This is a genomic window from Magnetospirillum moscoviense, assembly GCF_001650635.1.
In the GTDB taxonomy this organism is placed as follows: Bacteria; Pseudomonadota; Alphaproteobacteria; order Rhodospirillales; family Magnetospirillaceae; genus Magnetospirillum; species Magnetospirillum moscoviense.
The window spans coordinates 32,976-46,320 of record NZ_LWQU01000185.1; the positions used below are offsets into that span (position 1 = coordinate 32,976).

Here is a 13,345-nt window from a genome sequence, read left to right on the forward strand (position 1 = left end):
GTTTGACACCGCGTGGACGCTTAAGATGTAGCAAAGTCAGGGGTATGCAAGCAACCTTTAGACTTGCGCACAGGCCGGGCGGCCTAAAGGATAACCCCGTGGTCGATGGCGAAGGCCTTCAGCTTGTCGCGCAAGCTGCGGTCGGGCAGGCGCAATAAGGTGGCGAGATAGGCCCTAAGCGGGCCGACCTCGAGCGAGCGGATCATCGTCTTGACCGGGCCGATCGACGGCGAGGATACCGACAAGATGTGGACGCCGCAGGCGATCAGGCTCATGGCTTCCAGCGGCCGGCCGGCCATTTCGCCGCACACCGACAGCGGAACGCCGGCGGCCGTGCATTTGTCGGCGACGGACTTGATGAAGGACAGCATGGCCGGGGCCAGCGGGTCGTAGCGCTCGGAAATCCGGGGGTTGCCGCGATCGACGGCGAACAGGAACTGCGCCAGGTCGTTCGAGCCGATCGAGACGAAATCGACCAGCGGCAGCAACGCGTCCAACTGGAAGGCCAGGGCCGGCACTTCCAGCATGGTGCCGACCTTGATGACGACCGGCAATTGGTTGCCGCTTTGGCGTTCGTGTTCGATTTCGAGGTCGAGCACGCGACGGGCCTGCACCAGTTCGGCCACTTCGGCGATCATCGGGAACATGATCCGCAATTCGCGCCCCGAGGCGGCCCGCAGCAGGGCGCGCAACTGGTGGCGCATCACCGCCGGGCGGTCCAGCGTGATGCGGATCGAGCGCCAACCCAGGGCCGGGTTGTCCTCGTCATAGGGGTTCCAGTAGGGCAGGATCTTGTCGCCGCCGACATCGAGCGAGCGGAACACCACCGGCTTGCCGGCGGCCTGGTCCAGGATCTTGCGGTACAGCTGGGTCTGCGCCTCGACATCGGGCAGGCTGGAGCGGGCCATGAACGGCAGCTCGGTGCGGTAAAGGCCGATGCCGTCGGCGCCGGAATCATGCAGGTGCTGCATGTCCAGCAACAGGCCGGCATTCATCATCAGCCGCACGCTTTCGCCGTCGCGGGTATTCGCCGGCAGGTCCCTCAGGCGGGCGTAATGGGCGGCGCGCTGCTGGCGCTGGCGGATGGCGTCGGAAAAGATGTCGCGGATGTCGTCGGGCGGACGCAGGAACACCTGGGCGTTGTCACCATCGACGATGACCGGGTCCAGCACCTCGACCTTGTCCAGCACTTCCTTGCAGCGGCCGACCACCGGGATGTCCAGGGCGCGGGCGACGATCGCCACATGCATGGTCGGGCTGCCTTCTTCCAACACCAGGGCGCGCAGCCGCTTGGGGTCGTAGTCGAACAGCTCCATCGGCCCCATGGTCCGGGCGATCAGGATGGTGTCGGCCGGCAGTTCGCCCTGCGAGGCCGGGCCGCCTTCGCCGGCCAGGTGCTGCAGCAGCCGGTTGGCCAGATCCTCGAAATCGTGCAGGCGCTCGCGCAGATAGGGATCGGTCACCTGGCTCATGCGCGCCCGGGTGTCCTCGTGCACCTTCTGGACGGCGGCATCGGCGGTCAGGCCGGTGCGGATGGCCTCGCCGATACGGCTCAGCCAGCCCTTGTCCTCGGTGAACATCCGATAGGTCTCGAGCACGTCGCGATGCTCGCCGTCGCGCATCTCGGGGCGCGAGAACAACTCGTCCAGGGCGGTCTTGATGCTGGTCAGCGCCTGCTTCAGGCGTTCCAGCTCGATCTCGGGGTCTTCGGCGACCAGGCGGCGGATGGTGATGCGCGGCTGGTGCAGCACGGCGACGCCGATGCCGACACCGCCATTGAGGCGTAGGCCCTCCAGGCGCAACGGCAAAAGCGCGTTGCCATCGACCGGGACCAGCTCGTCGCGGCTGACCAGTTCGCCCGAGGCGACCAGTTCGGCCAGCACCATCGCCACCGTTTCCAGCGTCTCGATTTCCTCGTCGCTGTAATGGCGCTGGGTGCGGTTCTGCACCACCAGGACGCCGACGACGCGGCCGCCCCTGATGATCGGCACGCCCATCAGCGAATGGAAGATCTCTTCGCCGGTTTCCGGGCGATAGGCGAAGTGCGGATGGCTTTGGGCGTCGGCCAGGGCCAGCGGCCGGGCGTGGGCGGCGACGTCGCCGACCAGACCTTCGCCGACGCGCAGGCGGGTCTTGTGGACGGCGTCCTTCTTAAGGCCCTCGGTGGCGAACAGTTCCAGCACCTCGCCGGCGCGCATGACGTAGCACGAGCACACTTCGGCGACCATGTCGGCGGCGATCAGATGGACCACCTTTTCCAGCCGTTCCTCGGCGCTGCCGCCGCCGGCCATGACGTCGCGCAGACGGGCCAGCAGGCGACGCGACACCGAAGGCGTCGCCGCGGCCATCAGGACACCGGCAGGGCAGGGGTCGGCAGGCGGCCGGCCAAAGCCGTCACCGCCTGGTCGACCAGTTCGGTCAGGATTTCCGCACAGGGCTGCTCGCGGGTGACCATGCCGACGCTTTGGCCGGCCATCACCGATCCGGTCTCGACATCGCCGTCGATCACCGCGCGCCGAAGGGCGCCGGCCCAGAAATGCTCGATCTCGAGCTGGGCTTCCTTGTTTTCCAGCTCGCCGGCACGGAAGCGGCGGATCACCTCGTGCTGGAATTCGACGAAGCGGCGCGAGCCCTCGTTGGCCAGGGCGCGGACCGGAATCACCGGAAAGGCCGGATCGACCTGGACGGTCGGCACCGCGTCGCGGGCGGCGGCGCGGATGAAGGCCTTCTTGAAGTTCTGATGGGCCACGCATTCGGTGGCGCAGACGAAGCGGGTGCCCAATTGGGCGCCGACCGCGCCCATTTCCAGATAGCTGACGATGGCCTCGCCACGGCCCAGTCCGCCGGCGACGAACACCGGAACCAGGGCCGCCATCGCGGGCAGGATTTCCTGGGCCAGGACGCCGGTGGCGACCGGGCCGATATGGCCGCCGGCCTCGGTGCCTTCGATGACCAGGGCGTCGGCGCCCGAGCGCACCAGCTTCTTGGCCGCCACCAGGGCCGGGGCGAAGCAGATCACCTTGGCGCCGGTATCCTTGGCCCGCTTGATGGCGGTGGTCGGCGGCAGACCGCCGGCCAGCACGATATGGCCGACCTGCAATTCGCCGCACACATCGATCAGGCGATCGAGCTGGGGATGCATGGTGATCAGGTTGACGCCGAACGGCCTGGCGGTCAGTTCCTGGGTTGCGGCGATCTCGGTGGCCAGGCGATCGGGGTCCATCGAGCCGGCCGCGATCACGCCGAAGCCGCCCGCGTTCGAAATGGCCGAGACGAGATGGCGTTCAGAGATCCACGACATGGCGCCGCCCATGATGGCGACATCCGTGCCCAGGAACTCGAGGCCCCGACGCCACAGTCCGTCCAGTCGCTCGCGCGCTGACGTGATCGTCACTCTCGTCCCTCCGCCTGTCGCCCGGTCAGGCCGCGTCCAGCCCGTAAGCGGTGTGCAGAGCGCGCAACGCCAGTTCGGTGTACTTTTCCTCGATCAGCACGCTGATCTTGATTTCCGAGGTCGAGATCACCTGGATGTTGATGCCTTCCGACGCCAGGGTCTGGAACATCTTCTGGGCGATGCCGGCATGGCTGCGCATGCCGACGCCAACCACCGAGACCTTGACGACGTTGGCGTCGCAGATCAGGCCTTCATAGGCCAAGGTGGCCTTGTGGTCCTCGATCACCTTGCGGGCGCGGTCCAGGTCGGCGCGGCCGACGGTGAAGGTCAGGTCGGTCGACTTGCCGTCTTCCGACACGTTCTGCACGATCATGTCGACGTTGACGGCCGCCTCGGCCAGCGGGCCGAAGATGGCGGCGGCGACGCCGGGGCGGTCCGACACGCGGACCAGGGTGATCTTCGCTTCGTCGCGGCTATAGGCGATGCCGCTCACCAGTTCCTTTTCCACGATCTCATCCTCATCGCAAACCAGAGTTCCGGGGGCGTCGACGAACGACGACAGCACCTGCACCCTGACATGGTGTTTCATGGCCATTTCGACCGAACGGGTCTGCAGCACCTTGGCGCCGACCGAGGCCAGCTCGAGCATCTCCTCGTAGGTGATCTTGTCGAGCTTCTTGGCCTTGGTGACGATGCGCGGGTCGGTGGTGTAGACGCCGTCGACGTCGGTATAGATGTCGCAGCGATCGGCCTTCAAGGCGGCGGCCAGCGCCACCGCCGAGGTATCCGAGCCGCCGCGGCCCAAGGTGGCGATGCGGTTGCCCGGGGCGATGCCCTGGAAGCCGGCGACCACCGCCACGGTGCCGTCGGCCATGTCGGCCAGCATCTCGGGGGTGTCGATGCTGTCGATACGGGCCTTGCCGTGGGTCGAATCGGTGCGGATCGGCACCTGCCAGCCGGTCCACGACCGCGCCTTCAGGCCCAGTTCCTGCAGACCGATGGCCAACAGGCCGGTAGTCACCTGCTCGCCGGTGGCGACAACGGTGTCGTATTCCTTCTGGTCGTGCAACGGTGCCATCTGCTTGCACCAATCGACCAATTGATTGGTGACGCCGGACATGGCCGAGACCACCACCGCCACCTCGTTGCCGGCATCGACCTCGCGCTTGACGCGCTTGGCCACATTCTTGATCCGGTCGATGTCGCCGACGGAGGTTCCGCCGAATTTCATCACGATACGAGCCATGAGGAACCCTCTAGGGACCGCGAGCGCCTTCGTTGGCCGCGATCAATGAAAACTTATGGTTTGCCGCCCGCAGGGCGCCTCTTCATACTCTGTCGCCACTCGGGAAGCAAGTGCGGCCCGGCCTTTGGGAAATGCTGGAGTTTACCATGACCACGACCGCCTCGCCCGAAGAGGTAGCCCGCTTCACCGCCATGGCCGAAGCCTGGTGGGATCCGGACGGCAAGTTCAAGCCGCTGCACCGCTTCAACCCGGTGCGTCTGGCCTTCATGCGCCGCGAGTTGGCCGCCCATTTCGGCCGCGATCCCCAGGCGATGCGCCCGTTCGAGGGCTTGACCCTGCTGGATGTCGGCTGCGGCGGCGGTCTGTTGTCGGAACCCCTGGCCCGCATGGGCTTTAACGTCACCGGCATCGATGCCGGCGACCGGAACATCGCCATCGCCAGCATCCACGCCGAGCAATCGGGCGTGCCGGTGACCTACCGCCTGGGTGGCCCCGAGGACGCCCCGCCGGCCAGCTTCGACGTGGTGATGGCCATGGAGGTGATCGAGCACGTCCCCGATCCCGACCGTTTCATCGCGCTGGCGGCGGCGGCCCTGAAGCCGGGCGGCGCCTTCCTGGGGGCGACCTTGAACCGGACGCTCAAATCCTTCGCGCTGGCCAAGGTCGGCGCCGAGTACCTGCTGCAATGGCTGCCCAAGGGCACCCACGACTGGAAAAAGTTCGTCCGTCCTTCGGAATTCGCCGCCATGCTGCGCAAGGCCGGGGTCCAGACCCGCTGCTTCAACGGCCTGGATTATTCCCTGCTGACCGACAGCTGGAGTGAGACCCGGTCGCTGGACGTCAATTACCTGCTGTTCGCGGTCAAGGAGACGACGTGACCCGAATCCTCGCATTGCTGGTCCTGCTGGTGGCGGCCTGGCCGGTGCGGGGCGAGACTCTGGTGCTGTCGCAAGGCATCAACGACCCGTTGCCGGCGCGCGCCTTGCTGATCCTGCGCGAGGCCTATCGGCGCCTGGGCATCACCATCGAGACCGAGCAGGTGCCCAACGAGCGCGCCATCGTCCTGGCCGACAGCGGCCAGACCAGCGGCGACCTGATCCGCATCGCGGGCCTGAGCGCCACCTATCCCAATCTGATCCAGGTGCCCGAGCCGGTGGTGACCTTCGAATCCACCGCCTTCACCGCGGGGCTGACCTTCCCGGTCAAGGGCTGGGAAAGCCTTCGGCCCTATCGTCTGTGCGTGCTGCGCGGCAACAAATTGGCCGAGATCAACACCGAGGGGATGAACCGCGAGATCGTCGGCACCATCGAGGGCATGGGCCGCATGGTCATTGCCGGCCATTGCGAGGTGGCGGTGCTAGGCCGCCAGGTCTGGCTGGAAGTCGATCGCCACGGCCTGCGGCCGCTGATTTCCCTCGATCCGCCGATCCAGGTGGTGCCGCTTTATCATTATGTCCATCGGCGCCACGCCGATCTGGTGCCGCGCCTGGCCAAGGTCCTGAAAGAGCTGAACGCCGACGGCACCTCGGCCCGGCTGGTGGCCGCCGACGATCACGCGATCGAGGAAGCACGTCGGCGGGCGCGCTGATCCGCTAGGCGGGACGAGCGGTCTCGTCCCACTCGGCCCGGATGTCTTCCAGCAATTCGGCGCACAGCTCGACATTGGTGTGGGGCAAGGTGGCGATGACGTGTTCCGGAAGCGTCCACCACCGGGTCTTCAGCAGGCTTTCGATGATCGCTTCCGGGAAACGGTAACGGATGATACGGGCCGGGTTGCCGACCACCACCGCATAGGGCGGCACGTCATGGGCGACCACCGCGCCGCCGCCGATGACGGCGCCGGTGCCGACCTTGCGGCCGCGCAGCACCATGGCGTTGGCGCCGATCCACACGTCGCAGCCGATCCGGGTGAAGGCGCTGATGTCGTTATCGGCGAAATGCTGGTTGGCCTCGGCGTAATAATCCGATTCCGTGCTCTGGCCGGGCAGCAGGCCGGTGCTGAGATGCTCCATCGGATGGCGCCCGCCGCCCAGCACGACATTTTGCGAGATCGAGCAATGGCGGCCGACCGTTAGCATCGGCGAGATCATGCCGCCGCCCAGCATGCTGGAATATCGGCCGAAATAAATGGCGCTGCCGCTTTGGAAGAAGCTGACATGCTGATCGGCCGAGACGTTGTTCTCGATATAGACGATCCGGTCGGGGCTGGAATAGACGATCTCGGGGGCTTCGGAAAAATCGGACCAGTCGCAGGCGGACCTGATCCATTGCAGACGCTTTTCTTCCGTCATGCTGCTCTTTCCAGGATGTCTCGGGCCGGTGCGTGAGCCACGAGAATACTAACGATACGAGCAGGTTAGGCGCTCGTCCGTGCGAATGCACGTTCAAATTCGGTTGGCTGTCGTCATACCAGTTCCGAATGGTCAATTCGGATCTGGTATGCGGCGCCCATTGCGGGCGCGGCCAAGCAAACCGGAGGTTTGCGCCCGGCGAGGGGCAAAAATCAGGAATACCAGTTCCGAATGGTAAATTCGGATCTGGTATCAGTTGCGGGCGCGCGCCGGCTTGGCCAATTGCTGCAGCCGTTCCCACTGGGCGATTTCCAGCCCCAGCCCACGGCGCTTGACGATGCCGTCGCGGGCCAGTTCGCCGATGGTCTTGGCCACCACGTCGCGGTCCGAGCCGGCCCATTCAGACAGTTCCGAATGGGGCGGCAGGCAGGCGATCGACCAGAAGCCGGGCAGTTTCAGGTCGGGCTCGGCCAGGCGGATCAGCTCGATCATCACCCGCTGTTCCGGGCTCAGCGACGACAGGTTGACCACCTTGGTATCCAGCCCGCGGATGATGCGGGCCAGGCGTTCCATCACCCGCAAGGCCACCGTGGGGTGGCGCTGCATCAGCGCCACGAAGGCCGCGCCGTCGACCGAGGCCAGCCGGCTGGGGCGGGCGGCCACCACCTTGGCGGACCGTCCCTTGCCGTCGATGGCCGACAATTCGCCGAAGAAGTTGCCGGCCGGGACCTCGGCCAGGGTGATCTCGATTCCGCCGGCGACAGTGCCCAGGATGCGGACACAGCCCTCGACGACGAAATAGACTTCCAGCGTGTCGCTGGCCTGGTCGAACACCAACTCGTTCTCGCCATACTGGCGCCAGTTGGCGGCTTTCTCGAAATCGGCCACCGCTTCGGGAGGCAGGTTTTCGAACAACAGAATATGTGCCAGATCCGCCCTGCCCAGATCGTCCCCACGATCCTTGATGTCCACTTGGTCCATGAGCAGTCCTCCGTACCCCTCCATATTTTGCGCACAAGACGGGAATTGCAAGCCCCCAAGGCAGTGCGGCCCTGGACGGTGGGGGCGGTGGACGCTACTCTGCCCGTAGCGGATCACTCCAAGAACAGGGGGCCTCGTTGACGACCAAGGTGCGGTATTCCTATCTGGCGGAACAATTCGCCGATCCCACCGCTTTCCTCGACGCCATCAAGGCGGTGGTCCAGCGGGGCGACTTCACCCTGGGCGAGGCGGTGGGCCGGTTCGAAACCCGCTTCGCCGCCCTGATCGGCAGCCGCCACGCCATCGGCGTCAATTCCGGCACCGACGCCATCAAGCTGGCCCTGAAGGCGGTCGGCATCGGCCCCGGTGACGAGGTCATCACCGCCGCCAACACCTTCATCGCCACGGTGGGCGCCATCGCCGAGTTGGGCGCGACCCCCGTCCTGGTCGATTGCGAATCCGACCGCTACGTCATGGACGTCAAAGCCACCGAAGCCGCCGTCACGCCCCGGACCAAGGCCATCGTGCCGGTGCAATTGACCGGCGACATGGTGGACATGGCCGCCATCATGGACATCGCCAAGCGCCACGGCCTGGCGGTGGTCGAGGATTCCTGCCAGGCCATCCACGCCGCACAGAACGGCCGCCCGGCCGGGACCTGGGGGGCGGCCGGGACCTTCTCGCTGCACCCGTTGAAAAATCTGAACGTGTGGGGCGACGGCGGGGTGATCGTCACCGACGACGACGATCTGGCGGCGCGCCTCAGGCTGTTGCGCAATCACGGCCTGGCGCATCGCGACGAAGTGGTGACGTTGGGCTGCAATTCGCGCCTGGACACCATTCAGGCGGCCATCGGCCTGTTGATGGTCGATGACGTGCCGGCCAGCGTCGACGGGCGCATCGCCAATGCGGCGCGCTATGATGCCGCCCTGGCCGATATCCCCCAGATCCGCCTGCCGCGCCGCCGGGCCGACACCCGCCAGAATTATCACCTGTATATGGTCTTCGCCGAGGATCGCGACGCCCTGGTCCGCCATCTGAACGACCAGGGGATATCGGCCAAGATCCATTACCCGGTGCCGCTTTATCGCCAGCCCGGCCTGGCCCATCTGGGTTATGCGGCCGGGGACTTCCCCCATTCCGACGCCCAGGCGGCCAGCGTGTTGTCGCTGCCGATCGACCCCTATCTGACGCCGGCCATGCAGGATGCTGCCGTGGATGCCATTCGCCAGTTCTACGGCAGGGGCTGATGCGCCGCATTCCCTTCGTCGATCTGAAGGCACAGTTCGCCGAGGAACGCGAAGCCCTGATGCCGGTGGTCGAATCCTGCCTGGCCACCGGCGCCTGGGTCGGCGGCGAGGCGGTCGAGCGGCTGGAAACGGACCTGGCCGCCCGCTGCGGCCGCGCCCATGCGGTGGCGCTCAATTCCGGCACCGACGCGCTGATCCTGGGTTTGAAGGCGCTGGGCATCGGCCCGGGTGACGAGGTGATCACCGCGCCCAATTCCTTCATCGCCAGCGCCGGGGCCATCATTGCCGTCGGCGCGGTGCCGGTCTTCGCCGACGTCCGGCCCGACCAGAACATCGACCCCGACGCGGTGGCGGCTGCCATCACGCCCCGCACCCGCGCCATCATGCCGGTCCATCTGACCGGAAGGGTCGCCGACATGGATGCCGTGACGGCCATCGCGGCGCGCCATAATCTGGCGGTGGTCGAGGATGCGGCGCAATCCTTCGGCGCCCGCTATCGCGGCCGGCCGGCCGGGTCGTTCGGCCATGTCGGCTGCTTTTCCGCCCATCCGCTGAAGAATCTGAACGCCGCCGGCGATGCCGGCTTCGCCGTCACCGACGATGCCGCCCTGGCCGAGCGGCTGCGTCGCTTGCGCAGCCACGGCCTGGCCGACCGCAACAGCGCGCCGGAATGGGGATTGGTGTCGCGCATGGACGCGCTGCAGGCGGCGATCTTGTCGTTCCGCCTGACCCGGCTGGCGGACGTGATCGAGCGGCGGCGTGCCAATGCGGCCCTTTACCGCCGGCATCTGGCCGCCTTCAACGCGCCATGCCGGGACCACGAGTTCAACACCTTCCACCTGTTCGTGATCCAGGCCGACGACCGCGACGGCCTGCGGTCCTTTCTGGCCGAGCAGGGCATCGCGACGGCGATCCACTATCCCATCCCGATCCATCTGCAGCCGGCGGCGGCCGGCCTGGGTTACGGCCCCGGCGCCTTCCCGGAATGCGAGCGCCAGGCGGCACGGATCCTGTCGCTGCCGATCCACCAGTTCCTGCCCCCCGAAGACATCGATTTCGTGTGTGACGGGATCATCCGGTTCATGGCTGCCCAGGGGGCGTCATGACCACCCCGACGCTGGACCATTACCGCCAGCTTTGCACCATCCGCCGGTTCGAGCAGCGGCTGTTGGACGATTTCGCCAAGGCACGCTTTCGCGGCACCACCCATACCAGCCTGGGCCAGGAAGCGGTGGCGGTGGGGGTGATGGCGGCCTTGCGGCCGGCCGACCGGGTGGTGTCGAACCATCGCTGCCACGGCCATTACATCGCGCGAACCGGCGATTTGGCCGGTCTGGTCGCCGAGATTGCTGGCCGGCCCGATGGAATCTCGCAAGGGATCGGCGGCTCGCAGCACATTCAGAAATCAGGATTTTGCTCGAGCGGCGTGTTGGGCGGCATGGTCCCCCATGGAATCGGCCTGGCCGCCGCCGCCCGGGCACAAGGCAGCGACGCCATCGCCGTCTGTTTCCTGGGCGACGGCATGCTGGGCGAGGGCATCGTCTACGAGGCCTTCAATCTGGCCGCCTTGTGGCCGGCCCCGGTCCTGTTCGTGATCGAGGCCAACGGCGTGGCCCAATCGACCCCCATCGCCCGCTCGCTGGCCGGCCGGATCGCGGATCGCCCGGCCGCCTTCGGCATTCCCACCGAAAGTGTCGATGGCAACGATCTGGCCCGGATGCTGACCATGGCCGACCGTCTGGCCAGCCATGTGCGGGCCTCGGGCCGGCCGGCCTGCCTGGTGGCCAACACCACCCGGCTGGGGCCGCACAGCAAGGGCGACGACGATCGCGACGAAGCCGAGTTGGCCCAGGCCCGCCGGCGCGACCCGCTGGTCCTGGCCCGACCGCTTTTTTCCGAAGCCGACGCCGCCCAGGCCGAGACCCAGGCCGCCGATCTGGTCGACCAGGCCTTCGCCCTGCTGGAACAATCCGTGCCGCCGGCCGCGCCGCCGGTGGACGAGGACCAGGACCCGGCGCCTCGAAACGACGCCACTTGGTACGGCGGCCCCCCGTCCAACTTTTTGGCCCATCTGCGCGACGCCCTGGGCGCGCTCCTGGAGTCCGACCCGGCCGTGCTGCTGCTGGGCGAGGATGTCGAGGACCCTTACGGCGGCGCCTTCAAGGTCACCCGCGGCCTATCGACCCGCTTTCCCGGCCGGGTCCGCTCGACGCCGATCTCCGAGGCCGGCATCGTCGGTCTGGCCGGCGGCATGGCGGCCGGCGGCTTCAAGCCGGTGGTCGAGATCATGTTCGGCGATTTTTCCAGCCTGATCGTCGATCAGATGCTGAACCATCTGGGCAAGTTCGATCGCATGTATGGCGGCTGTCCGTCCTGCCCGGTGGTGGTGCGGGTGCCGATGGGCGGCTATCGCGGTTATGGCCCGACCCACAGCCAGTCGCTCGAGAAGTTGTTCCTGGGCATTCCCGGCCTGACCTTGGTGGCCTGCGATAATCTGCACGACCAGGTCCGCCTGTGGCGGCGCATGCTGGACCTGTCCGGCCCCAAGCTCTATGTCGAGAACAAGGCCCTTTACGGAACGGCGATGATGCCGGCCATCGACGGCCGGATCGGCGGCTTCCTGGCCCGGTCGGTGCCGTCATCCCTTCCACTCACCGCGCTGGCCCTGACCGAGGGCGAGGCCGACGCGGTGCTGCTGACCTATGGCGGCATGGTGCCGTTGGCGTTGCAGGCCGCCCGCCACCTGTTCGAGGCCGAGGAGCTGCGGCTGCGGGTGGTGGTGGTGACGCAGCTGGCTCCGGTTCCGCTTGACGGACTGGTCGATGCCCTGGGCGCCTGCCGGCGGGTGGTGACCCTGGAGGAAGGCACACGGCGGGGCGGCTGGGGCGCCGAAATCGCAGCCGCCTTGGTCGAACGGTTGGGCGGCGGCCTGCGATTGGCGCGCGTCGCGGCCAGGGACGCGGTCATTCCCGCCGCTGCCCAAGGCGAGGCCTGGGCATTGCCCTCGCTCGAACGGTGCGTGGCCGCGGTGATGGAGGTGATCGATGCCGTTTGAGGTTCTGCGGGCCCCGCATGTCAACGTCAACGATCTGACGCTCAAGCTGGTGCGCTGGGCGGTGGCGCCGTGGCAGCCGATCAAGGCCGGCACCTTGCTGTGCGAGTTGGAAACCACCAAGGCGGCGGTCGAGTTCACCGCCGACCGCGCAGGCTTCGTCTTGCCGGCGGTCCAGGCAGGACAATCCGTCCGGGTGGGCGAGCCGTTGGCCTATGTCTTCCCGACGGCCGACCCACGGCAGGCGGCGGAACTGACTGTCGCATCGGCCGAGGAGGGTGACGTCGTGGTGTCGCGCAAGGCCCGCGACCTGATGGCCCGCTTCGGGCTGAGTCACGCCGATTTTCCCCGCCACACCGCCATCGGCTCCGACACCGTATTGGCAATGATCCGCGAGCGCGGACTGCACCCGCTGGACGGCCCGGCGCTGACGCCCGGGGTAGTGCCCGATTTCGGCCCGGACGACATCGTGCTGTGGGGCGAGACTAACCTGGCGACCCTGGCCTGGGACGCCCTGCAGGCCGGTGGCGGGGGGCGCGCCGCCGCCTATCTGCCCGACCAGGGCGGTGGCGCCTTGTTCGACCTGCCGATGCTGACGGTCGGGCAGTGGGACGAGATGAAGCGGGCCGGTTTGCGCAAGGTCTTTGCCTGCTCCGCCGGCCGCGCCGCGCGGGCGGCGCAACTGGCCGAACTGGCCCGCCTGGGGCTCGAGGCGGCCACCGTGGTTCATCCCTCGGCGGTGGTGTCGGCGGCGGCTCGCCTGGGGGCGGGCTGCTTCGTCGGCGCCGGGGCCAAGATCGGCCCCTTGGCCGAGATCGGTGACGGGACCAGCGTGTTGGCCGGCGCCAGTGTCGCCCACCACAGCCGGGTCGGCTGCCATTGCGCCATTTCCGACGGCGCCCATCTGGGCGGCAACGTCACCGTCGGCGACGGTGCGGTGGTCGGGATCTGTGCGGCCGTCAACAAACGGGTGACGATCGGCGACGGCGCCTTGGTGGTGTCGGGGGCGGCGGCGTTCGACGACGTGCCGGCCGGTACGGTGCTGCGTCACGACGGCAGTCTGGCCCGGCCCGGTTAACCATGTTGAAACGCCTGGTTCGCCACCATCTGAGCGGACGCTGAAGCCAGCGC

Annotated in this window: 11 protein-coding genes; 6 read left to right on the plus strand and 5 right to left on the minus strand. The window is 67.4% G+C overall.

The annotated features are described in order from the left end of the window. Positions 1 to 83: 83 nt before the first annotated feature. Genes ptsP through A6A05_RS17710 form a run of 3 tightly spaced genes read right to left on the minus strand, consistent with a single transcriptional unit; the run spans position 84 to position 4,640 of the window. Positions 84 to 2,348, minus strand: a complete 2,265-nt coding sequence (gene ptsP / locus A6A05_RS17700) for a phosphoenolpyruvate--protein phosphotransferase (RefSeq protein ID WP_068504141.1) — start codon at positions 2,346 to 2,348, stop codon at positions 84 to 86. After that, on the minus strand, positions 2,348 to 3,394 hold the full coding sequence (locus A6A05_RS17705; RefSeq protein WP_068504143.1) for an NAD(P)H-dependent flavin oxidoreductase: 1,047 nt from the start codon (positions 3,392 to 3,394) through the stop codon (positions 2,348 to 2,350). The genes ptsP and A6A05_RS17705 overlap by 1 nt, the downstream gene beginning before the upstream one ends. A 25-nt stretch (positions 3,395 to 3,419) precedes the next feature. Beyond that, entirely contained in the window at positions 3,420 to 4,640 is a 1,221-nt protein-coding gene (locus A6A05_RS17710; protein WP_068504145.1) for an aspartate kinase, read from the minus strand. A gap of 134 nt (positions 4,641 to 4,774) precedes the next feature. On the opposite strand from A6A05_RS17710, the gene ubiG reads away from it, so the two are divergent. Both ubiG and A6A05_RS17720 read left to right on the plus strand, forming a co-directional pair. Continuing rightward, on the plus strand, positions 4,775 to 5,518 hold the full coding sequence (ubiG, locus tag A6A05_RS17715) for a bifunctional 2-polyprenyl-6-hydroxyphenol methylase/3-demethylubiquinol 3-O-methyltransferase UbiG (RefSeq protein ID WP_172822316.1): 744 nt from the start codon (positions 4,775 to 4,777) through the stop codon (positions 5,516 to 5,518). Beyond that, positions 5,515 to 6,228: a substrate-binding periplasmic protein gene (locus A6A05_RS17720; protein ID WP_156521129.1), complete on the plus strand. Its 714-nt coding sequence runs from the start codon at positions 5,515 to 5,517 to the stop codon at positions 6,226 to 6,228. The genes ubiG and A6A05_RS17720 overlap by 4 nt, the downstream gene beginning before the upstream one ends. Positions 6,229 to 6,232: 4 nt before the next feature. On the opposite strand, the gene A6A05_RS22165 is transcribed toward A6A05_RS17720, so the two are convergent. After that, positions 6,233 to 6,931 carry a CatB-related O-acetyltransferase gene (locus tag A6A05_RS22165; RefSeq protein WP_068504151.1) on the minus strand — a complete coding sequence of 233 codons (699 nt, stop codon included), beginning with the start codon at positions 6,929 to 6,931 and terminating at the stop codon, positions 6,233 to 6,235. 252 nt (positions 6,932 to 7,183) lie between these two features. Further along, on the minus strand, positions 7,184 to 7,912 hold the full coding sequence (locus A6A05_RS17730) for a Crp/Fnr family transcriptional regulator (RefSeq protein WP_068504153.1): 729 nt from the start codon (positions 7,910 to 7,912) through the stop codon (positions 7,184 to 7,186). Positions 7,913 to 8,049: 137 nt separating this feature from the next. On the opposite strand from A6A05_RS17730, the gene A6A05_RS17735 reads away from it, so the two are divergent. From A6A05_RS17735 to A6A05_RS17750, 4 genes are read left to right on the plus strand one after another with little or no spacing between them, the layout of a single operon-like run. After that, positions 8,050 to 9,162, plus strand: coding sequence for a DegT/DnrJ/EryC1/StrS family aminotransferase (locus A6A05_RS17735; protein WP_068504155.1), 1,113 nt, complete (start codon positions 8,050 to 8,052; stop codon positions 9,160 to 9,162). Continuing rightward, complete coding sequence (locus A6A05_RS17740) at positions 9,162 to 10,268, plus strand: DegT/DnrJ/EryC1/StrS family aminotransferase (RefSeq protein WP_068504156.1); 1,107 nt, start codon at positions 9,162 to 9,164, stop codon at positions 10,266 to 10,268. Before A6A05_RS17735 ends, A6A05_RS17740 begins: the two co-directional genes overlap by 1 nt. After that, on the plus strand, positions 10,265 to 12,217 hold the full coding sequence (locus A6A05_RS17745) for a dehydrogenase E1 component subunit alpha/beta (protein ID WP_068504157.1): 1,953 nt from the start codon (positions 10,265 to 10,267) through the stop codon (positions 12,215 to 12,217). Before A6A05_RS17740 ends, A6A05_RS17745 begins: the two co-directional genes overlap by 4 nt. Beyond that, entirely contained in the window at positions 12,207 to 13,292 is a 1,086-nt protein-coding gene (locus A6A05_RS17750) for a biotin/lipoyl-containing protein (RefSeq protein WP_068504158.1), read from the plus strand. Before A6A05_RS17745 ends, A6A05_RS17750 begins: the two co-directional genes overlap by 11 nt. Positions 13,293 to 13,345 lie beyond the last annotated feature (53 nt).